This window comes from Paenibacillus sp. y28 (assembly GCF_037137075.1).
GTDB lineage: Bacteria > Bacillota > Bacilli > Paenibacillales > NBRC-103111 > JBBBNV01.
In genome coordinates this window covers 100,022-125,801 of sequence record NZ_JBBBNV010000009.1, presented here as the reverse complement: position 1 = coordinate 125,801, position 25,780 = coordinate 100,022, and the positions used below count along the sequence as shown (strand labels likewise).

At 53.6% G+C, this 25,780-nt stretch carries 21 protein-coding genes and 1 riboswitch; of the genes, 9 read left to right on the top strand and 12 right to left on the bottom strand.

The genetic code is table 11. The features are described from left to right. Nucleotides 1-265 precede the first annotated feature (265 nt). The 3 genes from WBG83_RS09805 to WBG83_RS09795 are packed head-to-tail and all read right to left on the bottom strand — an operon-like array spanning nt 266 to nt 2,089. Nucleotides 266-1,465, bottom strand: a complete 1,200-nt coding sequence (locus tag WBG83_RS09805) for an NAD(P)/FAD-dependent oxidoreductase (protein ID WP_336744833.1) — start codon at nt 1,463-1,465, stop codon at nt 266-268. A gap of 19 nt (nt 1,466-1,484) precedes the next feature. Next, complete coding sequence (locus WBG83_RS09800; RefSeq protein WP_336744832.1) at nt 1,485-1,823, bottom strand: DUF5665 domain-containing protein; 339 nt, start codon at nt 1,821-1,823, stop codon at nt 1,485-1,487. Next, nucleotides 1,820-2,089, bottom strand: coding sequence for a YtxH domain-containing protein (locus WBG83_RS09795; RefSeq protein WP_336744831.1), 270 nt, complete (start codon nt 2,087-2,089; stop codon nt 1,820-1,822). Before WBG83_RS09795 ends, WBG83_RS09800 begins: the two co-directional genes overlap by 4 nt. Nucleotides 2,090-2,574: 485 nt before the next feature. Between WBG83_RS09795 and WBG83_RS09790 the strand changes: the two genes are divergently transcribed. After that, on the top strand, nt 2,575-3,606 hold the full coding sequence (locus tag WBG83_RS09790; RefSeq protein WP_336744830.1) for an HRDC domain-containing protein: 1,032 nt from the start codon (nt 2,575-2,577) through the stop codon (nt 3,604-3,606). Nucleotides 3,607-3,925: 319 nt separating this feature from the next. Here the strand turns inward: WBG83_RS09790 and WBG83_RS09785 are convergent, their stop codons facing one another. From WBG83_RS09785 to WBG83_RS22595, 8 genes are all read right to left on the bottom strand, one after another. Beyond that, the gene (locus WBG83_RS09785; RefSeq protein WP_336744829.1) at nt 3,926-5,053 is read right to left on the bottom strand and encodes a glycoside hydrolase family 88 protein; all 1,128 of its coding nucleotides are present in this window, start codon (nt 5,051-5,053) and stop codon (nt 3,926-3,928) included. A 180-nt stretch (nt 5,054-5,233) separates the two neighbouring features. Then, a complete protein-coding gene (locus WBG83_RS09780; RefSeq protein WP_336744828.1) occupies nt 5,234-7,135 on the bottom strand; it encodes a heparinase II/III family protein in 1,902 nt (633 codons plus the stop codon). Nucleotides 7,136-7,139: 4 nt separating this feature from the next. After that, a complete protein-coding gene (locus WBG83_RS09775; RefSeq protein WP_336744827.1) occupies nt 7,140-8,747 on the bottom strand; it encodes a response regulator transcription factor in 1,608 nt (535 codons plus the stop codon). After that, a complete protein-coding gene (locus tag WBG83_RS09770) occupies nt 8,740-10,671 on the bottom strand; it encodes a cache domain-containing sensor histidine kinase (RefSeq protein WP_336744826.1) in 1,932 nt (643 codons plus the stop codon). The genes WBG83_RS09775 and WBG83_RS09770 overlap by 8 nt, the downstream gene beginning before the upstream one ends. Before the next feature lie 86 nt (nt 10,672-10,757). Then, entirely contained in the window at nt 10,758-12,146 is a 1,389-nt protein-coding gene (locus tag WBG83_RS09765) for an ABC transporter substrate-binding protein (protein WP_336744825.1), read from the bottom strand. A gap of 129 nt (nt 12,147-12,275) precedes the next feature. Then, complete coding sequence (locus WBG83_RS09760; RefSeq protein WP_336744824.1) at nt 12,276-13,109, bottom strand: carbohydrate ABC transporter permease; 834 nt, start codon at nt 13,107-13,109, stop codon at nt 12,276-12,278. Between the two features lie 12 nt (nt 13,110-13,121). After that, the gene (locus WBG83_RS09755) at nt 13,122-14,063 is read right to left on the bottom strand and encodes a carbohydrate ABC transporter permease (protein WP_336744823.1); all 942 of its coding nucleotides are present in this window, start codon (nt 14,061-14,063) and stop codon (nt 13,122-13,124) included. A gap of 640 nt (nt 14,064-14,703) precedes the next feature. After that, a complete protein-coding gene (locus tag WBG83_RS22595; protein WP_442955822.1) occupies nt 14,704-14,787 on the bottom strand; it encodes a DUF7004 family protein in 84 nt (27 codons plus the stop codon). Nucleotides 14,788-14,830: 43 nt separating this feature from the next. Here WBG83_RS22595 and WBG83_RS09750 point away from each other — a divergent pair, with 43 nt between their 5' ends. Next, complete coding sequence (locus tag WBG83_RS09750; protein WP_336744822.1) at nt 14,831-15,784, top strand: sugar ABC transporter substrate-binding protein; 954 nt, start codon at nt 14,831-14,833, stop codon at nt 15,782-15,784. Between the two features lie 104 nt (nt 15,785-15,888). Here WBG83_RS09750 and corA read toward each other — a convergent pair whose 3' ends face one another. Beyond that, nucleotides 15,889-16,824, bottom strand: a complete 936-nt coding sequence (corA, locus tag WBG83_RS09745) for a magnesium/cobalt transporter CorA (RefSeq protein WP_336744821.1) — start codon at nt 16,822-16,824, stop codon at nt 15,889-15,891. Nucleotides 16,825-17,181: 357 nt separating this feature from the next. After that, nucleotides 17,182-17,302: riboswitch (SAM riboswitch) on the top strand. Between the two features lie 87 nt (nt 17,303-17,389). On the opposite strand from corA, the gene metA reads away from it, so the two are divergent. From metA to WBG83_RS09710, 7 genes are all read left to right on the top strand, one after another. Further along, a complete protein-coding gene (gene metA, locus WBG83_RS09740; RefSeq protein WP_336744820.1) occupies nt 17,390-18,319 on the top strand; it encodes a homoserine O-acetyltransferase MetA in 930 nt (309 codons plus the stop codon). A gap of 37 nt (nt 18,320-18,356) precedes the next feature. Then, nucleotides 18,357-19,535 carry a PLP-dependent transferase gene (locus WBG83_RS09735; RefSeq protein WP_336744819.1) on the top strand — a complete coding sequence of 393 codons (1,179 nt, stop codon included), beginning with the start codon at nt 18,357-18,359 and terminating at the stop codon, nt 19,533-19,535. After that, nucleotides 19,525-20,694, top strand: coding sequence for a trans-sulfuration enzyme family protein (locus tag WBG83_RS09730; RefSeq protein ID WP_336744818.1), 1,170 nt, complete (start codon nt 19,525-19,527; stop codon nt 20,692-20,694). The genes WBG83_RS09735 and WBG83_RS09730 overlap by 11 nt, the downstream gene beginning before the upstream one ends. Nucleotides 20,695-20,932: 238 nt before the next feature. Next, nucleotides 20,933-22,264 (top strand): EAL domain-containing protein, encoded by a 1,332-nt coding sequence (locus WBG83_RS09725; protein ID WP_336744817.1) that lies wholly within the window; start codon nt 20,933-20,935, stop codon nt 22,262-22,264. A 97-nt stretch (nt 22,265-22,361) separates the two neighbouring features. Further along, nucleotides 22,362-23,495, top strand: a complete 1,134-nt coding sequence (gene mqnC / locus WBG83_RS09720; protein ID WP_336744816.1) for a cyclic dehypoxanthinyl futalosine synthase — start codon at nt 22,362-22,364, stop codon at nt 23,493-23,495. Nucleotides 23,496-23,768: 273 nt separating this feature from the next. Next, nucleotides 23,769-24,353, top strand: coding sequence for an HD domain-containing protein (locus WBG83_RS09715; RefSeq protein ID WP_336744815.1), 585 nt, complete (start codon nt 23,769-23,771; stop codon nt 24,351-24,353). 232 nt (nt 24,354-24,585) lie between these two features. Beyond that, nucleotides 24,586-25,458 (top strand): putative sporulation protein YtxC, encoded by an 873-nt coding sequence (locus tag WBG83_RS09710; RefSeq protein ID WP_336744814.1) that lies wholly within the window; start codon nt 24,586-24,588, stop codon nt 25,456-25,458. Nucleotides 25,459-25,780 lie beyond the last annotated feature (322 nt).

Below are 25,780 nucleotides of genomic sequence, written 5' to 3'. Positions count from 1 at the left end.
AATGTAGGAGTACAGCAGGTTCTACGCCAATTTTGGACGGAATGCGAAAGTAAAACAGAACCTCCGCTGCAAGAAACCATGCAATCTGCTTCTATCTCGCGGAGCTCCCAGCGCGCGGTGTGGCGTCGTATGACGGTCCTGCGTTTGGAGCCATGGCATATGTCAGGAGTTTGTGTACGTGAATGCTGCCGTGCGAGGGTTCATTATCCTGCGGCCGCCAGGCAAAGCTTTGCCGATAGCGGCGGCGGCCGGTTGACAGCCTATCTCATCTCCCCAGCCTGACGGTATATGCCGCCGGATGAGCTTCGTTTCGCAGCGCCGCAAGCATGATGGAGGCTGCAATTTGGCTGTATACGGTTCCGTTGCCGCCATAGCCAAGACAATAAAACACATCCGGTTCTTCCGGCAGACAGCCGATAAAAGGAAGTCCGTCAAGGGATTCACCGAAGGTCGCGCTCCATGCAAACTCTACCTCAAGCGGCAGGTCAGGGAACAGCTCCTGCGCCTTTTCCCGTAATTTGCGGGCATGCTGCCGCCGTTCGCCGCTGCCTTGCTCCGGCCAAGCCTCCTCTTCATCCAGCCCGCCGACGATGACCCGGTTATCCTTGGTTGTGCGGAGATACAAATACGGCCTTGCCGTTTCCCAAATCATCCAGCGTTGCTGCCAGCTGTCCAGCGACGGTACGGGCTTGGTAGCAATGGCGTAGGAACGGTTCAAATTCGGTTTAATCAGGCGGCCGAGATGGGGCGGCTCATAGCCGGTCGCATATATAATACGCCGGGCTTCGATTTGAGCCTGATCAGTATGCACAATAAACCGGGCGTCTTTTTTTTCTCTATGTTTGACCTGGGAATGCTCATAAATGCGGGCTCCCTGGTCCCGCGCCTGCTCCAGGAGGCCGATCACGAAACGATACGGATTGACTTCGGCATCGCCATGCGTAAGGAGCGCGGCGGCTTTACGAAACGGAAGCCGTGCCGCGATAGCCTCTTCCTCAAGCCATTCCACAGCAAAGCCATGCGCCTTGAGCGTCTCATATTCCCGGCGCAGCTTCGGCACTTCCGGCTTGGTGCTGGCATAATACAAGCTGCTGCGCGGAAACAGATCAGCAGAAAAGGGCAGTCCGGCGGCTATTTCCTGAAGCTGTCTAACACTGTCGGCGCAACAGCGGTAAAATGTAACGGCCGCCTCCTCGCCGATGGCATCGATCATGTCGCACAGCATCATGTCATTGGAAAACTGCAGCAGCCCCGTATTTGCGGAGCTGCTGCCTTCCGCCAGCCCGTTTTTCTCCAGCAGGGTGACGTCAACACCGTTTTTCGTCAGCATATGGGAGATCAGAGCGCCGGACATTCCGCCGCCGACAATGAGTACGTCGGTACGGATATCCTGATTCAGGCGGGGGTATTCAACCGGCTTGGTAAGCGTGGTTGGCCAATATGTGTCGCCGGTAAGCAGCTGCATGAATGATCAAGCCCTCCTGTTATTTGTTGTATCGGTAGTGCTCAATGTATTCGACCAGGGATGCGAGCCGTTCCCCGATAAAAGGGAGCGAGACGAACTTACTGGTGACCCATCCGAACAAGGCCAGCAAAATGGCCGTTCCTATGGTCATGCCGAGGCCCCTTGCGAGCCCGGCTGTGAAGTTGATAAATAACCTCCGTCTTGGCGATGCATAGGTTTCCAAAATATCCAGCAGCTCCGTCCGATCTATTAAATCGGCCATCATATTCGTCAATTGATCCTGCTTGGTCCATTCGGACGGATGCTGGAGGGCATCCTCGCGGGGAGGGCGGCCGGATTGCTCTTCATCTTGCTTCATGTGGCTGTTCTTGACGAATTTTCCTCGTAGGCTGCTTCCGGCTGCTGGGACTCGGATTCCCCTTGCGCGAGACGCTCTGTCCTCATAGCCTCTCTCATCCGTCTGGTTGTTTGCCTCGAGAAATCGGCCGCGCTGCTGCAGCCGCGAAGTAGGCTTTGGCGCATGGCCTTGCCGCTTTGAGGAGCAAGCAAAAGCGCCGCCGCCGCGCCGATAGCCCCGCCGAGGACGGAGCCGAACAGTACCCCGGAACCTCTTTTTCCTGCCATGTGATTCATCTCCTTTGATTGTAACTTGTGGATAGTGTATGCGGATTTGGTCCGATTTACACGTTTTCGTTAAAGAACAGGCAGAGGGGGAAAAGGAGGCGGCGAACCTTCTGCTGTCAACCGTTTGTCGACATGCTTCGGCATCAATGCACGTTTGCTTCACAATGTCCCCGATTTTTCGGAGAGTACGGCGAAGGCTGTCATATTTTCGTTGCTACTCGGCCGGACATGTGGTAAGATAGTCTTAATTTCATTTTTACCTATGAGGAAGCACCTCTTTCTGCGTTCGCCGCAGGGGGAGGTGTTTTTTTATTTGTTTATTAGAGCTTGTTGGCCGAGTAGTTCTGCTTTGTAAACAGGCTTCCGGTAAGCAAATAACGGGTCATGTCCTTGTAAGGACGGGACTGTGCGCGGGCTGTCTGCTGCAGCTTGGTTCGGTTAGAAATGAAACATTACAAAACCGCACAAGGAAGGGGAAGCACTGCATGAATGTCGTTTTTAGGAATCGGCTGGAGAAGCAAAGCGGGGAAGGGCGGGTTCGCCAAGCGCACGTTACGATTGCCGAGCAGAAGGGGGCCTGGCTCGTGCTGTGGCAGGAGGAGTCGGATCAAGCTCAACAGGGGCATGAGGCGTGGTATGAAGGCGGCGATTGGGACGAGATGCAGACTGTGTTCCGCAAAGGGCTTCAGCACAAAATGGCCGGCGGCTTCATCCCGCTGATTCGGGAATATAGCCCGGCAGATGCGATGTCTGCCACCCGAAGCCGGTGGACACAAATGCTTCATTATTACAGCGAGCTGAACCGGGATGAGGCGGTGTATGAGTCCCTGCGGGCTTGGCGCCGTCTGCAGGCGGCGAGGGAGAGCAGAGCGCCGTATGTCATTGCCACGAACCGGCTGCTGGATATGATTGGCGCCTTTAGGCCGCAGACGATGGAGGAGCTCCAAGCCATCCCTGGGATGGGAAAGGCCAAAGCGGAGCAGTACGGAGAAGCGCTGCTGGAGCTGACGGCGGACTTGAAGCGGGAAAACGGGTTTCCTTTGGACTGGGTGGCCACCCGCATTGATCCCGATTTGTTTGAACAATGGCAGTGGAAGCAGCTGGAACGGAAAAACCGCCAGACGGAAGAAAAGCGAGCGAGGCAGCTAGAACTGCTGGAGGGTCTGGCACTAGGCGAAACAATGGCAGAGCTGGAACAGAGGCTGGAGGCTCCGAAACGGGAGGTTTTGCTGTGGCTGGAGGAGCTGAGTAAGCAGGGCAACGGTCTGCAGCCATTTCTTGAGCATGAGTTGAAGGCGCTTTCAGCGGAGCAGCGGGAGCAAGCGATTCAGGCGTTTCACAAGCTCGGAGACCGTTTCCTGAAGCCGGTGCTGCTGGCTGTTCAGGCGGAGGCGGAGTGGAAGCCCCTGCAGCCGGACGAGGCGTATGCCTACTTGCGGTTGCTGCGTCTGCAGCTTCGTCAGCTTCAGGACAAGGAACAGCCGGGAGCGGAGCAGGACAGTACGGATGCCGCTTAATCTGCAGCAGTGTAGCCGCCAGGCCGCCGTATGAAGTTGAAACACCGCTGCAATGCCTTCCATAACAACGGCTGAATCACAATCGGAGAATTGATAAAAACACTCATCAATAATTACCAGGCAAGGCGCTCCATAGCCAGGCACAGCCCAATTGTTGAAAGGGCTGTGCCTGGCTTGGTGTGGCATCAAGCAGGAAGCGCCGAGCCGGGCGTATGGTCTTACCGGCGCAAAATATTCGGATGCGAATTATACAATTCATGGGAAATATTAGCGTGATGAATTTTACTGGAACCAATCCTTTTACTGGAACCAATCCATTTTACCAGAATGCTTCTGATCGGCCCTTCAGCTTGGCGAGCCCTTCAACGAAATAGTAATCGCCGTAAATGAGCGGCACATCGATATTGCTGTTCTCCGGGTAGTTGCTTGTACCGTGCAGCAGCAGCCCTTCCTCGTCCGGATCGTCCCAAGCCCCATAATGAGTGTACAAGGCGTGCAGGATACGTTCCCCGGCGGAGCGATATAAGCCGGCTTCCTCGGGAGCAACCAGGTCGGCAAGCTGCAGCAGTCCGCAAGCGGCGCATGCTCCGGCGGAGCTGTCCCGGTAGCGGGGAACGCCGGCTGGCAGCCGGAAATCCCAATGCGGCACATAATCCTCCGGCAAATTCGCGATAAAGAAATGCGCGCAGCGCTTGGCTGCCTCCAGAAAACGTGCTTCCCCGGTATGGCGGGCGCAGAGCGCGAGCCCGTACACGGCCCAGGCCGCGCCTCGCGACCAGGCCGATTGCTCGGCATAGCCCTGGCCGCCACGGTAGCCGGTATGCTCCCCTGTGGCTGAATCGAAGCAAACAATATGATAGACGGAGCCGTCCGGCCGGATAAAATGGTTCAGTACGGTATCGGCATGCTCAATTGCGACATGGCTGAAACGGGGATCGCCGGTCACCTGGGAGGCCCAGAACAGCAGCGGCAAATTCATCAGGCAGTCAATAATAGCCACGCCCGAATTATCCTCGTTCTCCCGCCACGGATTCCAGGCACGGATATAGCGGCCTTTAACATTGTACCGGCCCATCAGAAGGCTGGCCGCGAGCAGCCCCCGCCGCCGGGAGGCTTCCTCTCCAAGCAGCCTGTAGCGGGCTACACTGGTCAAAGTCCACATGAAGCCCATATCATGATCGAGCCGGTCAAATTGTTTTATGACCTCATCAAGCTGTTCCTCGCAAGCTTCGGCGATTTGCCGGTATTCCGGCGTGCCGGATTCACGATACAGCAGCCAGAGCAGGCCAGGCCAGAATCCCGCCGTCCACCAATAGGGAGCGGCAAGATCGTAGGTGCCGCCGTGGCTGGCATGTGGAAAGCCTGAGCCGATACGGCGGCTCGTTCTGGCAATCTTGGCTTCGACCTGCTGCCATGCTTCGTCCACCCAGGAAACGGTTGTGGTCATTAGCGGTTCCTCTTTTCCAATTGAAAGTGTATGAAAACAGCTGCTTGAGGCTTCTTTGAAATGAAACTTGGCCTTGCCGGTATTCAGTGCGGCGGTGACTCACGGGCGAGCCGTAAGGAGCGTTGCCGGTAATCCGAGATATGAAGGTGCTCCCGAGGACGGCTTCTCCAATCATCCAAGCTAAGCTTCAAATGTGAAGGATAGCTGTACCTCAAGCTGTGGTGCAGAAGGCTTGAGCTGCAAATCCAGAGTCCAGTACACCTGCTCCCGGCCGAAATGATCCACGAATAGATGATCTTCCACACAAGGCTCCGCCTCGGCGGCAGCATAACGAATCGCAAGACGGTGCTTCCCTTGAAGCACGATGAGGCCTTGCTCATGCAGGACAGGCTTTACGCTGCATATAAACCGCTCCGCTACAGTTTCCGGCACGGCTGCAAATGTATAAGCATCTTCCAGCAAAAGCGCGGGCAAGCCGGAATCGCTTTTCTCCCAGTGCAGCCGGCGTGTCAGCCGTTCCAGCTGCGGCAGCGCATAAGCCGCTGTTAAATCCAGTTCCAACCGGTCTGCTGCAGGACCGGTTTCCACTCTCAGCACGTGTGCTTTGGCTGCTGCACCGGCTACCTGCAGTTGTCCGTCGATAATCGGCACGGAGTGCCCCTGAGCCCCATTGCAGGCGTATGTATAGCGAGCTGCTCCGAAATAGCCTGCCGTGTACAGTCCGCAGCCCAGATCGGACAAATACGTTTCGTCATCGGCATGCAGGATGAAATGGCCGACATCGTTATGGTTATGGGGCTCGTCGTTGTGGCCGCCTTTGGCGGCGAAGCCAAAGGTGCCTTCTTCGAGCACAGAACGGGAGATGACCCATTGAGCATCGGATAAGTAATAGGAAGCCGTCGGCCATGGCGCGCCGTTCTCCTCCGGGCGGGTCCAGAGCAGATTCCGGCTCAGGTGGGCCCAGCGGTGGCAGTGGTCGAACAAGTACCCCGAACGCAGCTCCGCCGCAGGGAGAGCCATCTCCGGATAGAGCCGGCTCAAGTAGTGGGACAAGCCCAAATGAATTTCGAAGCTCGGCAGCGAGTCAGAGAAGTTGGCTACGCAGCCTTGGCTTAAAAAGCATTTTTGCTGGAAAAGGGCGATTTGGCGTACCTTTTCACCATGAAGCAAATTTATCGCGCCGTCCGTACGCTGTTTGAGCAGATCCGCGAACAGGACGTAGAAGCTAAAGCCGTACACCCAGTAGCCGTAGCCTTCCATGCAGGCGCCATCCTCGCCGTAGCCTGAAAGGAAGCTGTCGATCGATGGAAGCAGCTTTGCCAGCAGCGCCGCCAGCTCCGCGGGATCACGCATCAGATGGATGGCCGCTGCGCCAATAGATCCGGCGCACACGGAGGCCCAGTTATGAGTCGCCGTTTCCCAGCCGAACGGGCCGTCATGCATCATCGGCCAGAAGATGCGGCGGTACACCTCTTCGCAAATCCGGCTTTTGAGCAGATCGGGAAGCGTGTCTTCCGTGAGGCGCAAAATCTCGCTGAGCGCAAAGGCCGTTTCCGCCGAGAACAAATCAATTCTATACTGGGGCCGGAATTGCAGCCGGGAACGCTCACTTAACGAGTAGGCGTCCGAGGATAAATTGGCCTGCAGCTCGTTTTCCTTCAAATGGGCGGGCAGACACCAGGTGTACTCATTCAGCAGGCTCCAAATAGCGTCGTGCAGCTCCTTGCGGTAACGTTCCTCATCCGGCTCCAGCAGGGACAGGAAGGCGAAGGTATTCAGCCGTTTGCGGCGGGCGAAATACACCTGCTCATACGGCAGACGCTCTCCATGCTGCTCGAACAAACGGAATAGCTCCAGCGTGAGCTCAGGCATAGGCTCGTCCAGAAGCTTAGCAGCCTCCCGGCGTATTTCGTCCAGAATTGGCTGCATCGGCGGCGATGCATTGCAATCAGCCCACCAGCGCTTCGGATCGGCTCCGGCGGTCAGAAGCCGGGGGGTGTGCTCATACTGCAAGGAGGAATTCGTCAGAGCGGCCCAAATTTGTTCCTGATTCCATAGCATAGCAGGGATGTCCTTTCTCATGGGGTCATTTTCCTCTGTATTCGATTGGTGTAAGCCCGATTTGAGTTTTAAATGTCTTAATAAAATAGCTCTGATTGTCGTAGCCGAGCATCTCGCCGATTTTGCCGACAGAGTGGCTGGTCTGATCCAGCAGCTCCTTGGCCCGCTCGATTTTGGTCCGGGTAACATATTCGATGAACGTCTCGCCGGTTTCTTTTTTAAACAAGCGGCTGAAATAGCTAGGGTTCAAATGAAGCCGTTCGGATACCTCCTCCAGGCTGATGCGCTTGCCCAAATGAAGAGAGACGTACTGGCATGCATCGATGACCTCCGTACGGTGGCTTTGCCGTCTTATGCCCCCGACCGATTCCATGGCGGTATGGAAATGCTCCGTAAGCCAGTGCTCCAGCTCGGCAAGCGATCCCAAATCAACGATTTCGCGATGGAGCACCTCGGCGGTCGCGCCCCCGCGGAAATACTGCAGAGATTGGAACTTCAGCTTAATGTCCAGCACAAGCTTCAGCACCCATTCCTTCACCGTCTCGGGAGCGAATCGCTGCTCGTGCAAAAACCGGGACCACTGCTTGATCAGCCCGGGCAGGGCATTGGCATCCTGCTCCAGCAGCATGTCGCGGAATTGACCGCAAGCCTCGTCATAGCGGGCGAACAAATCCGCCGCATCCGTCGGAGACTGACGGTGAAGCTTCGCAATAGACCGGGGCTCCATATAAAACTGCTGCGCCGTTTCGGAGAGAAGCAGCGTCAGCTCCTGCTTCAGCAGCTCCGGGCTTCCGCACAGGTCGCCGATGAGCATGGACATCGACAGCTTCAAGCTTTTGCGCAGCGCCTCCTGGATGCTTCGGAGCAGCTTGGCCGCCTCCTCGAACGGGTTCGTCTTCATGCTTTCGCGAAACGAGAACACCAGGAAGATGTCCTTATCTCCATAAGCAAAAGGCACCGCCAGCGCACCCGTGTCACGAATGACCTCATCCATCACATTATGCACGGCAAACCGCAGCATGTCTTCGGAGAAAAACCGGCGCTTGCCTGCGCTGAAATCATTAATTTGGGCCAGCACCGGAAGCTGCAGCGGCAAGTCAAAGGCAATCCCGAGAGACCGGCCTTCTTCGGCCCACTGCCGGGTGTCAAGAATCGGCTCATGAATGGTATAGCGGATGAACTTCGCTTTCAGCGCATCCCGGCTGCGATCCACCATATGCCGGAGCTGAAGCTGCTGCACGCTCGTTTGGTGCTCATGGTCCAGACTTTGCTTGAACTCGGCCAGCAGCTTGTTCATATCGGAGGGCTCCAGCGTGTCCTTTAACAAATAATGCTGCACATTCAGCCGCATGGCCTGCTGGGCCAAATGAAATTCACTGTGGCAGGACAAAATAGCGGTTCGCAGGCTCGGCTTGCGCCCGCGCAGCTGCTCGATAAGCTCCAGGCCGTTCATTTTGGGCATGCCGATATCGGTAATGAGAATATCCGGCATTTGTACGGAAGCCTGCTCCAGGGCGGCTGCGCCGTTCTCATGGGCGCCGAGCAGCGTCATTCCCAGGCGCTCCCATTCGATCGTATCGGCCAGCAGTTCCAGCACAGGGTAATCATCGTCTACAAGCATCACTTTATACATGCAGCTGCCACACCTCCTGATAGGGTATCCGTAAACGAATGCGGGTTCCAATTCCAACCTCGCTGTTGATATTCATCTCAGCGGTCTCCCCGAAGGTAAGCCGGAGGCGTTCGGCAACATTGGCAAGCCCGACACCGGAGAAGCCTTTGCGCATTGAAGGGACCGCAGGTTCAGCTGCAGGTTCAGCTGCGGGTCCTGCGTCTGGCTGCAGTCCGGCATGGTCCGACGGCTGGCGCATGTGCATATCGGGAGCCGGGGCGGCGAGCGCGGCGGCTACAGACAGCCGAAGCTTCTCCAAATCCGCTTCGTTCATGCCTTGCCCGTCATCCTCCACAACGACCTTCAAATACAGCTGCTCGTCGATAAATGCCTGCAGGGTGATGGTCCCGCTGTGCTGGTTAAAGCCATGAATCAGGGCATTTTCAATTAACGGCTGCAGCATGAAGCGCGGCACCGCTGCAAGCTGAGCCCCGGAGGAGGCGTCGATACGGAGGTGAACCGTTTCTTTTTGCCGCATATTCATGAGCTGCAAATAGTGCATGACGATCTCCAGCTCCTCATGCAGCGGAATATTCTCATGGTCGCGGTCAATCGTCATCCGCAGCAGTCTGGAGAGGGAGCTAATCATATCCGAGCTTTCCTGATCCCCGCGCCGCAGCACCTTCATCCGAATGGAGTTCAGCACATTAAACAGGAAATGCGGATGAATCTGCGCTTGGAGCATGGCCAGCTCCGCTTTGCGTTTACGCGACTGCTCCAGCGTAACCTCGGCAATCATCCGTTTGATTTGATTCAGCATCTGGTCAAAGGAAAGCCCGAGACGTCCGATCTCGTCCTTGCCCCGCAGATGGGAGCGCGCCTCCAGGTTGCCTCGTTGAACCGTTTCCGCCAATTTGCTGAGGCGCGTAAGCGGCTTCGTATAGGCCCGCAGCAAATAGACAAGCAGCAGCATGAATGTGACGAACGCCAGCAGCTGGAGCAGAAACACATGATTAAAAATCCGATTAATCTTAAATACGGCTTCCTTATAGGGAGTCAGCATCACCAGCTTCCACCCGGAGTTCAGGACCGATTGCTCCGAGAGCAATACCTCGCGGCCATTTACGGTGAAGAGGGCGCCTGGTTTTCGAATGACGTCCTTTTCATCATGTGAATTTACGGTAAAGGGCTGTCCCATCCGGTGCGGATCAGGGTGAGAAATAATCGTGCCCTGTGCATCCAGCAGCATCAGCTCTTGTCCTGAGGCCAGCTGCTTAAAGATGGAATTAATCTGATTCTCCATCATCGTTACAATGACATATGCATAAATGTTGGAGCTGGAATCCCGCAGCGTGCGGGCCAGCGACAGCTGATATGGATTACGCGCTTTTTCGAATTTGAACCAGGTGGGCTGAAGGCCGACCCAATACGTTTCCAGCCCGGAAAGCTGCTTCAAGTCCGCAAACCAGCTCTCCTGGAAAATAACGAGCGGATTAAACTCCTCCGCCATGTAGTTGGTGTAATACTGGCCGTCCGGCTGCAGAATCGTAATGTACAGCTTCTCGCCTACGAAGGTGGAGCTGTCAATCCGGCTCGTAATCCGGTACGTATCAGCATATCTCTGGTATTCGGCCTCAGGCCCGGAATAGGTTTTGCCGACCGCCCGCTGCTTCAGCGCAGTGGAGATCTCGGAATCCAGCTGTACAAAGTTCATAATATGGAGCATCGCCTTCAAGGTATTCGAAACGTAGCCGTTTACGAGCTGCAGCGAGCTTTCCGCGCTCAGTACCGCCTGCTCCTTGACCGCGTCCTTGGTCAGCACACTGGAGGCGGCGAGTGTGATGCAGGTTGGAATCAGCACACAGGCTACCGCCGTCGCAATCAGCTTAAAGCGGAAGGAAGGAAGGGGAACCCGGCTAATCCATTGCTGCAGTCGTTGAAGCACGTCTGTCTCCTCCTTAGCGGCTTGCATGGGTTACAAATGCGAAGAGGGCGGGCATCATGCCGACCCTCTCCCTTCATTATACCTGCTTATTTCTTGTTGGAATCAATAATTTTTTGGACATCCTTTTTGGAATTGGCAATCATCTCGTCTACGCTTTGCTTGCCGAGAATGAGCAGCTCATACTGCTGGTTAATCGCTTTGTAAACCTCCGCCTGGTACGTTACCGGGGCAACGATTTTGGAGGCTCTGGAGTTTTTCAGCACATTGATGAGAGACGCTTTATCTACTTTTTCCGGGTTCTTGGTGCCGCTCAAAATCGTATCGACGATTTTGGTCAAATCCTCATCCTTCACCTTGCTCCAGGACGGGATGTTCTTGCCCTGAGCCAGCTGACCCTCTGTGGTGTACCAGCGAACGAATTTATAAGCTTCTTCCTTGTGCTTCGATTTGGCGGCAACCGAAACATAGTCGGTCGTTACCGGCGTGTAGCCGCCTTGATCGGAGGCGCTGTTTTTCGGATACGGGGCCACGGTGACATTGAACTTCAGCGGCGTTTGCGCCGTACCGCCAATCTCCGTGTTCATCCAGCTGCCGATCAAAATCATACTTGCCGATTGATTGAAAAATTGCGGGCGGTAAGCCAGCTTTTGGGACAGCATGTCAGCGTAAGGGGTGGACGATTTGTCATCCTTCTCCATCTTCACGCGCATTTCCACCGTTTTCTTGAACAGCGGGCTGTCCAGATTGGAGGTTCCGTCCGCCTTCAGGAACTCGGTGTTCTCCGCCTGGTTCGCGAGGGCCAGCTTGAGGAATTCCATCCATCCGCCGTTTTGCGGACCGTGGAAATATGTTCCGTAGCGCTTCGTGCCGCCCTCGTCCTTGGTCAGCTTTTTGGCATAGTCCATAAAGTCATCCCAGGTCCAGTCCTTGGGCACCTGAAGTCCCGCTGCATCCAGATGATCCTTGTTCAAAAGCACATACCACGGGTTGAATTTGCCCGGCAGCGCGTAATATTTACCGTTCAGCTGCGTGTCGACCTTGTAGTCGTCCGTCACTTTAAAGCCCTCTTTGGAGATAAATGCATCCAGCGGCTCCGCCATGCCGAGCCCGACGCGCTGGGCATAGCCAGCCGGGTCGCTGAACATTATGACATCCATCTCATCGCCTGCTGCGGCCGCCAGGTCCAGCTTCTGCATCGATTCCTGGGTGTCGCCTTTTTCGCTAAGCACAACGACGTCTACTTTAATGTCCGGATATTTTGCTTCAAAGGCAGGGATTGTTTTTGACCAGGCATAGCCTTGTTCATTGCCGAACGTATGCAGCTTAATCCGAACCGGTTCCTTGTTGGCTGCTCCGCTCGCTCCCTGGGAACCGGATGGACTCGCGCCGGCCGAGCCATTATCGGTGCCGCAGCCCGACAATAGGCCGACGGTAACCGCCATCGTCAGCAGAATGCTGGATAATCTCTTTTTCATAAAGTGCCCCTCCTTCATTTTACGCTCCTTGTATTCGCTTACAACGACATTGTAGCAACGAGCGGCCGTACGTCCATGCGCATAAATTGACTTTTTTAAAAATATTTTGACTTCCGTACAAAAAATTCCCTATCCTTTGACGCCGCCGACCGAAATCCCCTCAATTACGTGCTTCTGGCCGATGACAAACATAATGAGCAGAGGCACAATCGCGGATACCGCCGCCGCCATAATCAGCGAATAGTATTCGCCGCTCATGGAAGTGAATTTGGTGACGGCAAGCGGAATCGTAAACAGCTTGTCGCTGCGCAGGAAAATGAGCGGATTCTGGTAATCGTTCCAGGTCCAGATGAAGCGCAAAATCGCGTAGGTCGCCACCGCAGGCCGGACCAGCGGGAAGGCGATGCTGAGGAAGATGCGCAGATGACTCGCCCCGTCGATTTTGGCTGATTCAATATATTCGTTGTGCAGCCCCATGAAAAACTGCCGCAGCATAAACGTGCCGAGCACGCTGAAGCTGCAAAGCAGAATCAGGCCGAAGTGGCTGTCGAACAGGCCGATCATCCGGTACAAAATAAATTGCGGCACCAGAATAGCCTGGCTCGGCACCATATAAGTGGCGAGTACGACGAAAAACAGCCCTTTGCTTGCTTTAAACTGAATTTTGGCAAAGCCGTAAGCGGCCAGCGCAGACACAAGAGAGGAAATAATCGTTGTCAGCACCGTTACTTTAATGGAATTGACATAGTAAATCCAGAACGGCCGGTCTCCAAGCCATACCTCTTTGTAGTTCTCAATGAGGTTCCACTGGGTCGGGATCCATTCTATCGGATATTTGAACACATCGGATTCGGGCTTAAAGGAAGCGGACAGCATCCAAATAAAAGGCAGCAGAAACAGAACGCCCAAGACGAGCATGAGTAGGGTCAGCAGCAGCCTGGGCAGGTGGAATGATTTTGGCATGTCGAAGCCTCCTTAGTAATTGACCCATTTTTTTTGGCCGATCCACTGCAGCAGCGTAATGGCCAGCACGCAGACAAACAGCATCATGGCAATGGAAGAGGCGTAGCCGATTTTGAGATTCGTGAAGGCGGTTTCATACAGGTACCAGACCATTACGGACGAGGAGCCGGCCGGACCGCCCTTGGTCAGCACCGCGATCAGATCGAATACCTTGAAGGAAGAGATGATCCCGGTAATGAGCAGGAAAAACGTGGTTGACGAAATCAGCGGGAACGTAATCCGGGTGAAGCGGGTCCAGCCGTTCGCCCCGTCGATCTCTGCGGCTTCGTACATCTCCTTCGGGATCGACTGCAGCCCGGCCAAGTACACAATCATATTAAAGCCGATGGAAATCCAGACGGAAATCATCATGACCGAAATCAGCGAGTAGTTCGTGTCGGCAATCCACTTCGGCGGGTCGGCGATGCCGATGGACATCAGGAACCGGTTCACCGGACCGTTCGACGGATGGAACAGCACCTGCCACACAATGGCCACAGCAACGACACTGGAGATGTAAGGCATGAAATAAATGACCTTGAACAAGCTTTTGAAATACACGTATTTGTTAATAAGAATGGCCAGGACGAGAGAAATGATGAGATATACCGGTACCGTGAGCAGGAAAATCCCGTTATTGCCAAGTGATTTCAGAAAGGTTGCGTCCTCGAACAGGTTCTCGAAATTTTTGAACCCGACCCATTTCAGCCCGTTCAGTCCGGCAATAAAGTTCCAATCCGCGAAGCTGAGCACGACGGAGGCCAGAATGGGAATAAGCGTCAGGACTGTAAGCCCGATCAGCATGGGGCTGACGAACAGCCAGCCGGCCAGCGATTCATTGCGCTGCAATGTGCTGATCCTTTTGCGGCTTGCGGTTTGAGGCTGCAGAGAAGCATCGGATGTGGTTTGATTCATTTGGCTCACCTCTTGGATTCATCTTTACGTTTTCATTATAGGTAAAGGGAGCCGCTTCTGTTTAACGGTATTTTGATCATAATGCTTCTTTTTTTGACTTTTTTGAGGGTAGAGTCCACCAAAATTTATTCTACAAATATATGTAACCTCACATTCCGTACCCTAGAATAAAAATAACAAAGATGTTTTCATTTTGGATTAAATGGGGGAGAATGATTAAAACAATCATGACTTTCGGTCGTATCTCCAACATGAAAGTGGGGTTTAGCGCGGGTGTATTTAACTTGAAATTCAAAGACAATTGTCTTGGCGAACGAGAGTATAGGACCCAGTACTATAAAAAGTCAAGTACGGGAGCATTGGCTCTTTTGTATACTACGGAATGCTGATAGTATTGTAATCAGTGAGAAGTCCGGAATGGTATTAAAACGCCCGGAAAACAATGAAAATTTTAGTTTTCTGGATGGGTATATAACAGGCTACTACGGCGAATAAATGTTCTTCAATATATGCACTGTACAAATAACAAAGGCGTATTTCTCTGCTGACGCTTGGAGAAATACGCCTGTCGGACATTATGGCTTACGAGATGCGGTATTTGGTGCAGCTGTCCCGGCTTCTGTGATATGGGGCAGGTTCCCTACCGCTGCAAGCCCCGCTCATTACAGAGCTGGTCAAGCTCTCGCCAGTTCCGGCCCCTGCTGAAGTTGCACGCTTCTTCCAGTGTAGGGCATCAGCCGCCTCCGGTTTCTTCCCCGCCGGTAAGCGTGGTTAGTTCGGCCGGTCCGGTGAATTCCGCCCGTCCTTCTGCATCCAGCCAGCCGGCCCATCCGGCTCAGCAGACGCCGTCTTCCCGGACCTTCGCGATTATTTATCCGATGGCTCATCCGTTCTATGAGACGGTTACCCGGATCGCCGAGGAGGCCGCAGAGCCGTATGGGGTATCACTCATCGTCAAAGCGCCGGACGAAATCAATCTGGAGCAGCAAATCCGCATGATGGATATGGCGATCAAGCAGAAGGTGGACGGGATTGCGCTGGACCCGATTGATGCCGGAGCGCTGGCGCCGGTCATTAACAAAGCGGTTCAAGCGGGGATTCCGGTCGTGACCTTTGAGGCGGATGCCCCGGCAAGCAGCAGGCTGGCCTATATCGGAACAGACAATTTCGCAGGCGGACAACGGCTTGGAGAGGTTGTGAGCAGGCTGCTCAAGGGGAAGGGGATGATCCTGGTCGAGAACGGCAGGTCTCAGCTTGGGATTCACAGGGAGCGTCTGGACGGGATGCTCCGGTACATCAACGAGAAAACGAGCATTCAAGTGCTGGAGGTCCGCCATCATGAGGGTAGTGGCGATCGGGCGTTATCCGACTTGGAGCAGATGATTAATGAGCATCCGCATTTCGATGCGTTTGTCGCCCTGGATTTTGTTTCCAGCACCTCGTCTATTCTCGTCTGGAAGGCCAAAGGCTTAAGCCGGGATGCGGTTGCTTTCGGTTTGACGCCGAGCTCGCTGGAGGCTATCCGCAACGGCCAGATCACAGCGGTGATTGCCCGGAATGAGCAGGAGTGGGGCCGGCAAATCATTGAGCTGCTAATCCAGGCGGATGAAGGGAAAACGGTCCCCTCCTTCATTGACACGGGGATACAGGAAATTACGATCAGCGCCGCCAGCGAGCTGGAGATGATCCTGAAGCCGGAGAAATCGCATCGCCGCCCATAACCGGCGCTGTCCCGCTGATAGGAAACAATATACACTGCGCCCAATGTGGCAACCACGACTGCCCCGGTTCTTAACTACCCATGTAAAACAACAAAAAGACTGGCTCACAGCCAGTCTTTTTTGCGGAAAAACCAGAACATCCCGCCGCCAATCACCACCATAAACGCCAGCACCGTATGAAATCCGTAAGGGGAATGCAGCTCAGGCATCCATTCGAAGTTCATGCCGTATATACCGGTAATCAAGGTCAACGGGCTGAAAATAATCGTCATGCCGGTAAAAATGCGCATGATGTCGTTCGCGCGGCTGGCCAGGCTCGATTGGTAGGCCTCGCGCAAGTTCGCGATCAGGTCGCGGAACGTATCGAACGATTCCGCGATTTTGACCGAGTTCTCATAGACGTCGCTGAAATATTTTTGCAGCTGGTCGTTAATGAGCCGCAGCTCCTTTTTATTCAAGGCATGAATAACTTCCTTTTGTGGTCCCAGCACCTTCTTGAGCCACAAAATTTCGGAGCGCATCCCGATAATTTGCTCCAGATGCGATTTTTTGGTATGCATCAAAATATCTTCTTCCAGCTTCTCGATTTTGTCCTCGATCCGGTCGATAACAGTGAAATAATTGTCCACCACCAGGTCCACCAGGTGATACAGGAAATGATCGGGCGTATTGACCTCTTCTTCCCACAGTACCGGCTTCACGGTGCGGATTTCGCTTATTTTTTGCTTGGTCACGGTGATAATAACCGATTTAAACAAAAACATGTTCAGCGCCCGCAGGAATATCTCTTCATCATCATAACGGATGCTGTTAATGACAATAAAATAATGATTCTCATAAATCTCAATCTTTGGCCGCTGCTCTTCCTCGGACATGCAGTCCTCTACAGCCAGGTCATGCAGGTGGAACAAGGGCTGGAGCAGCTCCAGATCTTCCACATTGGCATCGATCCAATAAAACCCGTGTTCAGGAGGAATGGATATGAGGCTGACATCCTCCACTGCATGAAACTCTCCGTTGTTCACCAACCGTACCTTCATCCGTCTCACACCTTCCATGAGTGCTGTTCCCCCATGGCAAGAACGAGATAATCCGGACAAAGCCAGCTAGGTTATGATTGGCTGGTCCAAATGCAGACGCCGGCTGCCAAGGGGGAAGCAATATTCAGTTGTACTGCCATCAGCTTGCTACTCCTGGGGTCGCCGTCCATACTGTCTGCACCTCATTCGTCATGGTTTTGCCAAGTCTGGCATGTATAAGTATACTCCCTGCCTCCTCACGCGCACAACATGATTTTGTGGAATCCGGGTTCATTTCCGGTTACAGTTCCGCTTGACGAATGAGAGGAATTCGTATACATTTAGGATAACCATTTTTACGAATTGAATAGCTGTAATCGCTCATGAAGAGTAGGTGGAGGGACTAGCCCTATGATACCCGGCAACCGACGATCCATAGTCATATGGATAGCACGGTGCTAATTCTTGCTGAAACCATTCCGGTTTCGAGAGATGAGAGAGGACATGGATACGTTAAGCCTGCCTTTCTCGTGGAGAAAGGCTTTTTTGTTTTTTTGAATTTTACATCCGATAAGGAGTGATAGACATGCCGATCAAAATTCCTGACAACCTGCCGGCTAAAGAAGTATTAGACCGGGAAAACATTTTCACCATGGATGAAAGTGTGGCCTTTGCCCAAGACATCCGCCCGCTGCGGATTGCGATTTTGAATTTAATGCCGACGAAGGAAACGACGGAGACACAAATTTTGCGTCTGATCGGCAATACCCCGCTGCAGCTGGAATTCGTTCTGCTGCATCCCAAAACGCATACCTCCAAGAACACATCGGCCGAGCATTTGAACATGTTCTACAAGACGTTCGAGGATGTGAAGGACGAGTTTTTCGACGGGATGATTATTACGGGCGCGCCGGTGGAGACGTATGATTTTGAAGAGGTGACCTACTGGAGGGAGCTTCAGCAGATTATGGACTGGAGCACAACCAATGTGACATCCACATTCCATATATGTTGGGGCGCGCAAGCCGGCCTCTACCATCACTTCGGTGTTCCGAAATATCCGCTGCCGGGTAAGATGTTCGGTGTGTTCCCTCATTATATTAGTACACAAAACGTAAAGCTGCTGCGGGGCTTTGATGAAACGTTCTTCGTGCCGCAATCACGCCACACCGAGGTGCGCCGGGAAGACATCGAGAAGGTGCCGGAGCTGGAGATTCTTTCGGAATCCGAAGAAGCGGGCGTGTACATCGTTGCGACGAAGGACGGAAAGCATATTTTTGTAACCGGCCATTCGGAATACGATTCCTTGACCCTGAAGTGGGAGTATGACCGTGACGTCACGAAGGGGCTGCGGATCGATGTGCCGAAAAACTATTTCCCGGACGACAACCCGGACAAGACGCCGTTCAATACCTGGCGGGCCCATGCCAACTTGTTGTATTCCAACTGGCTGAATTATTATGTATATCAGATGACGCCGTTTGATTTGCAAACCCGCAAGCAGGTTCATTTATAAAAAATATCCAGCAGCTAATCTCAGGAGGAATTCGTTCATGAAAATCGAAAGCCGTTTGGCCCAAATCGGTTCACAGGAGGAGCCGGTTACCGGCGCAGTAAGCTTTCCTATCTATCAGGCAACCGCATTCCGTCATCCCCGTCTCGGACAGAGCACGGGGTTTGACTACGCCCGCACCAAGAGTCCGACTCGCGCGGTGCTGGAAGCTGCTGCGGCAGAGCTGGAATCCGGCGATGCCGGCTTCGCCTGCAGCTCCGGGATGGCTGCATTGCAGACCATCTTCGCTCTGTTCAGTCAAGGGGACCATCTGCTGGTATCTCTGGATTTGTACGGAGGGACTTACCGGCTGCTGGAGCGCATCATGTCCCGTTTCGGGGTGAGCGCCTCTTATATCGATACCAATGATATTCAGGCGCTGGAGGAAGCTTTCCGTCCGGGAAGCACAAAAGCGCTTCTCATCGAGACGCCGACCAACCCGCTGATGATGATTACGGATATTGAAGCGGTGTGTACATGGGCGAAGGGCAAAGGGATTTTATCCATTGTCGACAATACGCTGCTGACACCGTTTTTCCAGCGGCCTCTCGAGCTCGGCGCGGATATTATTATCCACAGCGCGACCAAGTATTTGGGCGGTCATAATGATGTGCTGGCCGGTCTGATCGTGACGAAGGGCCAGGAGCTGTCCGAGCAAATGGCGTTCCTTCACAATTCCATCGGGGCTGTTCTGAATCCGCAGGATTCCTGGCTGCTGATGCGCGGCATGAAGACGCTGGCGCTTCGGATGGAGCGGCATCAGTACAACGCCACCCGGATGGCCGAATATTTGCAGAATCACCCCATGGTGGAGCAGGTGTATTATCCGGCCCTGCCCGAGCACCCGGGGCACGAGATTCAAAATAAACAATCATCGGGCAACACCGGAATTTTCTCCTTCAAAATGACGGATGCCCGCTATATCGAACCGATTTTGCGGCATGTGAAGCTTATTGCTTTTGCGGAGAGCCTGGGCGGGGTAGAATCGCTGATGACGTACCCGGCGGTTCAAACCCATGCCGACATTCCGGAAGAAATACGCCGCCAGGTCGGTGTTGACGATCGCCTGCTGCGGTTCTCTGTAGGTATTGAGCATATCGAGGATCTGATTGACGATATTTCCCGCGCCTTTGAGCTTGCTAAGGCGGAGGTTGAAGGAGGCGCGGCAAATGGCAAGTAAAAAAGAGCAGAACGGTCCGGACAAGCGTCAATTCTCCACACGGCTGCTTCATTTCGGCGCAGAGATTGATGAGGCGACCGGAGCGTCGAGCGTTCCGATTTATCAGGCTTCCACATTCCATCATCATTCTTTGGATAACCCGCCGGAGTTTGATTACACCCGTTCCGGCAACCCGACCCGCCAAGCGCTGGAGGATTACATTGCGCTGCTGGAGGGCGGCGCGCGCGGCTTCTCGTTCTCTTCGGGAATGGCGGCCATTTCGACGACCTTTATGCTGCTCTCGGCCGGAGACCATATCATCTGCACGGAGGATGTATACGGCGGCACATACCGTCTGTTGACCAGCATCCTGCCGCGGATGAACATTGAAACGACGTTTGTGGACATGACGGATCTGGAGCAGGTCAAAGCGGCGCTGAAGCCGAATACAAAGGCGGTTTTCCTGGAAACGCCGTCGAACCCGACGCTCAAAATTACCGACATCGGAGCGGTCTGCGAATGGGCGAAATCGCATGATTTGCTGACAATGCTGGATAACACCTTCATGACGCCGTACCACCAGCGCCCAATTGAGCATGGGGTTGATATTGTGCTGCACAGCGCGACCAAGTTCCTGGGCGGGCACAGCGATCTGCTCGCAGGCCTTGCTGTTGTAGCGAATGACAGCCTGGGCCAACGGTTAAAGCAGCTGCAGAACGGAATGGGAACCGTACTGGGCGTATACGATTCCTGGCTGCTGATGCGCGGCATGAAGACGCTGCAAGCGCGGATGGAAGCGTCCGAGCGTTCCGCCCGCAAGCTGGCGGAGTGGCTCGTTCAGGAGCCGGGCATTGAACAGGTGTACTATCCGGGACTTTTGAATCATCCTGGACGGGAGATTCATGAGAAGCAGTCGCTCGGCTACGGCGCAGTCGTTTCCTTTGATGTCGGCTCCGGCGAGCGGGCAAGGCAGGTGCTTGACAAGGTGACGATTCCGCTGGTCGCAGTCAGCCTCGGCGCTGTAGAGAGCATTTTGTCTTATCCGGCGATGATGTCCCACGCCGCTATGCCTCGCGAGGTGCGTCTGGAGCGGGGAATCGGAGACGGCTTGCTCCGGTATTCCGTAGGGCTGGAGCACATTGATGATATCATTTCGGACCTGAAGCAAGCATTGCGGTAGGCCCTGCATCACACCTAAAAATAGGCCGAACCAACAGACAAAATTCGACATTTTTCAACTGTTCAAATCAACTTTCCTTATGGTATATTGAGGAAAGTTGATTTGTTTTTTTATGAATTAAACCGAATTTGCGCTCCTATACAGCCTGTAAACGCCCTGTTTTGCCAGAAGAAGAGGGATCGTTTATTTGTGAAGTAGAACGTGTGCCTTTTATTTGGGGAAGTGAAGGGGGACCAGCATGCTTCGATCCACGTTTTGGACGAAATGGAGACAACGGGTCACACAGCTTTTGTATTTGCCTCTCACGAATCAGGCACTGAAATACTTTCCGCCGGAATTTACGCTGCGGGACCCCATTTTTTCTCTGGTTCACCGCCACCGGTCCGAGGGACATGGCTGCGCGCTTCTTTTGTTCAATATGGAGAACTACCACACTTTGCTGACCACCTTCACCGGCGAGATGCTGGAAAGAATGCATGCTCAGATTAAACAGCTGATGAAGGAGCAGATGCTGCATCACTGGAAAGCCCGTGAAATTATTGGCGTACGCCAAGTCAATGGCGAAAGCTTTTGCCTCTACATCCGCTGCAAGCAGGACACGAAGTATGATGAGCTGCAGCAGAAGGCCCAGAAGCTGCGGAAGGATATGGAGCAGGCTTTGAAGCAGCATGCCGAGCTGCCGTTTGCCGGGAAAATTCATTTCCAGGTCGGCTGCCAGAAGCTTGATATGGATACAGGCGACACGCGCGCGGCGCTGCTCAGCGCGTTTCATTATGCACATGCGATTGCCACGAAGAAGCTGTCGGCCCATTTCAGCCATTCCAGACAGCAGCTTCATGAGATATTAAATGAAGAGAATATTACCGTCCTGGCGCAGCCGATTATCCGTTTGCGGGACAGCCAGGTGTACGGCTGGGAGTTTCTGACCCGCGGTCCGAGGGACACGCCGTATCATCTGCCGGACGAGTTGTTTGATTTTGCTTATCAGGCGGATTTGCTCACCCGGCTTGAGCTGGTTGTTATAAAGAAGGTGTTCCAGGAAATCTCCGTCCGCGGCATCCGGGAGCAGGTGTTTATTAATGTGACGGCGGTGTCTCTGAATCACCCGCTATTTTTACAGCGCCTGATGGAGCTTCTGGACGAATATGCAGTCATTATGCCGTGCCAAATCGTATTTGAAATTACGGAGCGCCATTCCATCCGGGATTTCGACCATATGAACTCGATTTTGCGCAGCTACCGGTCCCATGGGTTTCGGTTTGCGGTGGATGATGCCGGCGCAGGCTACTCCAGCCTGCAATCGATAAGCGAGCTGATCCCGGACATTATCAAGATTGACAAATCCGTGATCCAGAATATTGATCAAACTCTGGCGAAGCAGTCGCTGCTGAAGGCGCTGCTGCTCTTCGCGGAGAATATCAACTGCGAAGTCGTCGCTGAAGGCGTGGAGCGCCAGGAGGAGGCCGATGTGCTTCTCCGCCATGAGGTTCAGATGGGACAGGGTTATTTCTTTGCGAAGCCAGGTCGTCTGCTGCCGGTTCCGGTCCCTGTGCAAACTGCCATCATTTAGCCATAACGTTACCCCCCTAGCGCCCCCTACGGCGCTATTTTTTTTAGTTCGATTGTGATAGGATTAGGTCATATGGATGGAGACGGAGGAACAGACTATGAGCAGCATTGACTTGATTTTGGACAAAGCATTAGCGGGCGAGCGGCTGAATTTGGAAGACACCATCAAGCTATGGGAATCGGACGAAATCGAGAAGATGGGGCGGGCCGCCAACCAGATCATGCTGCGTCATCACCCGGAGCCGATTACTACCTTTGTCGTAGGGCGCAATATTAACTATACCAACGTATGCGATGTATTTTGCAGATTCTGTGCATTTTACCGCCGACCGGGACATCAAGAAGGCTATGTGCTGCCTAACGATGTCATTCTGCAAAAAATTCAGGAGACGGTGGATGTAGGCGGTACGGAAATTTTGATGCAGGGCGGCGTGAACCCGGATTTGCCTTTCAGCTACTATCTGGACCTGCTGCGGGAAATTAAGCAGCGCTTCCCTGATATTACGATGCACTCGCTGTCCGTGGCCGAAATAGCCAAGATGCAGGAACTGTCCGGCCTGCCGATGGAGGAGGTGCTGCGCCAGCTGAAGGAGGCTGGACTGGACTCGCTTCCAGGCGCAGGAGCCGAGATACTTGATGACCGGACCCGCCGCAAAATCAGCCGGTTGAAGGGCTCCTGGACCGAGTGGATTGATACGATGATTACGGCCAATAAGGTCGGACTGCATACAACGGCGACGATGGTTATCGGCTTCGGCGAGAGCATGGAGGAGCGGGCGCTTCATCTGCACCGGCTGCGGGACGCGCAGGACATCATTATCCGGGAAGGCTATCCGACGCCGGGCTTCCTTGCCTTCATCGTCTGGACGTTCCAGTCCGACTTCACCAACATGAAGGCGGAGAAGGTTTCCGCAGAGGAGTACTTGAAGGCAGTAGCCATTGCCCGGCTTACGCTGGACAACATTCCGAATTTCCAGTCGTCCTGGGTGACGATGGGGGCGGATGTAGGCAAGCTGTCACTGGAATATGGCTGCAACGATTTCGGCAGCACGATGCTGGAGGAGAACGTCGTTTCGGCGGCGGGCACTACGCATAAGGTGAACATTGATTTGATTCTCAAGCTGATCCGTGAAGCGGGCAAAATTCCGGCCCGTCGCGATACGAAGTATAATCTGCTGAAGGTATACGAGGCGCATGAAAGTGCGGATCGGGACTTCATTATGCAGAACTAAAGAGCTGGCGGCCCTCCATGAAGCGTGAATGAAGCGCGGTTGGAGGGCTTTTGTTTCATGATTTACTCGTCACGCGGCGCTGGATTCCCAGCTTCTGCACAAGAGAGAAAAATTTTCGTTCACCAAATTGTCGCATTATTTTGACAATTATCATACAATAGAGTTACATCACAGTAGGGACGTGGTTTTCGATTCCTGCAGACAAGATGCAACCTTCCTGTACCTTGGATGTGATGCTGCAGCACTTAAATACAGATAGAGGAGGGGAAGACCATGCGAGGTAATGCGGCGGAGTACTACAACATCATTTCTTTCATCAAGGAGATTGAGCGGCTGAAAAATATTACCCGGACGGCCTGGACCAGTGAGAAGCGCCAGGAAAGCGTGGCGGAGCACTCCTGGCGGCTGGCGATGTACGCTTTCGTATTGGGGGATTATTTTCCTGACTATGATATGGCCAAGGCGGTTCAGCTCAGCCTGATTCATGATATGGGGGAGGCGTTCGAGGGTGACATCTCTGCCAAGCTTGAGGTGGATCAGAAGCAGAAGCTGAAAACCGAGGAGTACGCGATGAATACGATAACGGCGACGCTCCCGGAACCGATCCGGACCCGAATCATGGAGCTGTGGTGGGAGTACAACCTGGGCGAGACGAAGGAAGCGAAGCTTGTCAAGGCGATAGATAAGATGGAGACCATCATTCAGCACAATCAGGGCGACAACCCGGCTAACTTCGATTATGAATTCAACCTGGCATACGGAAAAAAGTATGCGGAATTTGACCCCATTATTCAGGCGATCCGGAGCTTAATTGACGGGGACACCAGCTTGAAAATAAGGAGAACCCACTTTGGCTGATACAGTACACGTATCCGATTTTGTCCTGCTTTTATAAGACATCCCTTCGCAGCGGCCTGTCCTGCTGGTGGGGATGTCTTTTTGATTTTACATGAGGTTAAGCTGCGTTTGGGCGCCGCGCGGCCTTCTGCGAGGCAGGCAAGCCCTTCGCAATTGTTTCATGTTCCTTAAATGGAATGCGCCTTCCCTGCATATACTAGAAGTAATTCGCTTTTTGGGAAGGAGTGAAGGGATGGAGCTGTTTACTTTGGTTACTATGGAGCCGGACGAGGAAAGCCGCAGCCTGCTGAAAACACTTGTAAAGCGGGAGCTCGGCAGTCTGCTCGGCACCGGAAGCGGCGTAAAGCTGATTGAAGAGGCGTATCCGACTCATGCAGTGCTGCGCTGTTATGGCAAATTGCCCGGTTTTTCCTTGTGCCGGACCGGAGAAGAAGTATACCGCAGAGCCGCGCAAGCGATTGCCGACTACATTATAGAGCATGAGGAACGACCGCTGCTGCGGGGTATTATTACACGGGAGTACGGGTATGGCGATTCGGGCGAGCTGGAGGTGATCGAGCCGTACTGCCTTCGCCTTCTTGACCCCTCGGACGAGCACGGATTTGAGGAAATGACGGCTTTACAGCGCCGCAAAAACAAAATCATCGCCTCCGTGCAGGAATACTTCAGAGAGGACATTCGGCTCCATATGAACGGATTTATCCGCTTTCGGCTGAATGAATATTGGAGCGAGCTGCGCGATGTGGCCGAATACGCCATGGATGAATATGTTATGGATAAGCAGTATCAGGATTTTATTTCCCTGCTGAAATATTTCGTGTATGTGCAGGACACCAAAATGCCGGTCGCCCATCTGCTGCATAACGGAGGCCATGAGTTTTCCCTGCTGAACGAGCATATGGTTCCGATTGAGACGAAACCGGCCGAGGTCACCTTCGAGCTGTCGGGCAAGGAAATTAACTTCGAGGATATGATTGTCAGCACGCTGATTACGATGTCCCCGCAGCGGATTTATATTCACACCCATGAGCCGGAGGCACCGGTCATTCAAACGATTATGAATATTTTCGAGCATCGGACCGTACTTTGTACATCTGGTTCTTGACCTTGGTCACGAACCTCATTATAATGGAAGCATTGCCGGATAAACAGCTTTGCTGTCCTTTTCGGAGGTACAATGCCTGTTTATTAGCTGGATTAGAGCCGTTTGTAGAAGCGAGACTCCTATCATTTCTAATCTGGTAAAAGTGTTTGAGCAAAGACATGAATGTCTTCACCGTCCGTTCAGAGAGGGGAGCCTAGGCTGCAAGCTCCTTCGGCATCGGGAAGCCGTTTACCCCTTTGTAAGCTGTGATGCGGAACATGCGGATGATTTCCAGAAATTGACCGTAGTATGCATTGCCGGGAGTTCCCGTTACAGAACAAAT

Bases quoted from the DNA above. Each gene is read 5' to 3' on its own strand.
- WBG83_RS09805 (WP_336744833.1), bottom strand. From the start codon at position 1,465: ATGCAGCTGCTTACCGGCGACACATATTGGCCAACCACGCTTACCAAG.
- WBG83_RS09800 (WP_336744832.1), bottom strand. From the start codon at position 1,823: ATGAAGCAAGATGAAGAGCAATCCGGCCGCCCTCCCCGCGAGGATGCC.
- WBG83_RS09795 (WP_336744831.1), bottom strand. From the start codon at position 2,089: ATGGCAGGAAAAAGAGGTTCCGGGGTACTGTTCGGCTCCGTCCTCGGC.
- WBG83_RS09790 (WP_336744830.1), top strand. From the start codon at position 2,575: ATGAATGTCGTTTTTAGGAATCGGCTGGAGAAGCAAAGCGGGGAAGGG.
- WBG83_RS09785 (WP_336744829.1), bottom strand. From the start codon at position 5,053: ATGACCACAACCGTTTCCTGGGTGGACGAAGCATGGCAGCAGGTCGAA.
- WBG83_RS09780 (WP_336744828.1), bottom strand. From the start codon at position 7,135: ATGAGAAAGGACATCCCTGCTATGCTATGGAATCAGGAACAAATTTGG.
- WBG83_RS09775 (WP_336744827.1), bottom strand. From the start codon at position 8,747: ATGTATAAAGTGATGCTTGTAGACGATGATTACCCTGTGCTGGAACTG.
- WBG83_RS09765 (WP_336744825.1), bottom strand. From the start codon at position 12,146: ATGAAAAAGAGATTATCCAGCATTCTGCTGACGATGGCGGTTACCGTC.
- WBG83_RS09760 (WP_336744824.1), bottom strand. From the start codon at position 13,109: ATGCCAAAATCATTCCACCTGCCCAGGCTGCTGCTGACCCTACTCATG.
- WBG83_RS09755 (WP_336744823.1), bottom strand. From the start codon at position 14,063: ATGAATCAAACCACATCCGATGCTTCTCTGCAGCCTCAAACCGCAAGC.
- corA (WP_336744821.1), bottom strand. From the start codon at position 16,824: ATGAAGGTACGGTTGGTGAACAACGGAGAGTTTCATGCAGTGGAGGAT.
- metA (WP_336744820.1), top strand. From the start codon at position 17,390: ATGCCGATCAAAATTCCTGACAACCTGCCGGCTAAAGAAGTATTAGAC.
- WBG83_RS09735 (WP_336744819.1), top strand. From the start codon at position 18,357: ATGAAAATCGAAAGCCGTTTGGCCCAAATCGGTTCACAGGAGGAGCCG.
- WBG83_RS09730 (WP_336744818.1), top strand. From the start codon at position 19,525: ATGGCAAGTAAAAAAGAGCAGAACGGTCCGGACAAGCGTCAATTCTCC.
- WBG83_RS09725 (WP_336744817.1), top strand. From the start codon at position 20,933: ATGCTTCGATCCACGTTTTGGACGAAATGGAGACAACGGGTCACACAG.
- mqnC (WP_336744816.1), top strand. From the start codon at position 22,362: ATGAGCAGCATTGACTTGATTTTGGACAAAGCATTAGCGGGCGAGCGG.
- WBG83_RS09715 (WP_336744815.1), top strand. From the start codon at position 23,769: ATGCGAGGTAATGCGGCGGAGTACTACAACATCATTTCTTTCATCAAG.
- WBG83_RS09710 (WP_336744814.1), top strand. From the start codon at position 24,586: ATGGAGCTGTTTACTTTGGTTACTATGGAGCCGGACGAGGAAAGCCGC.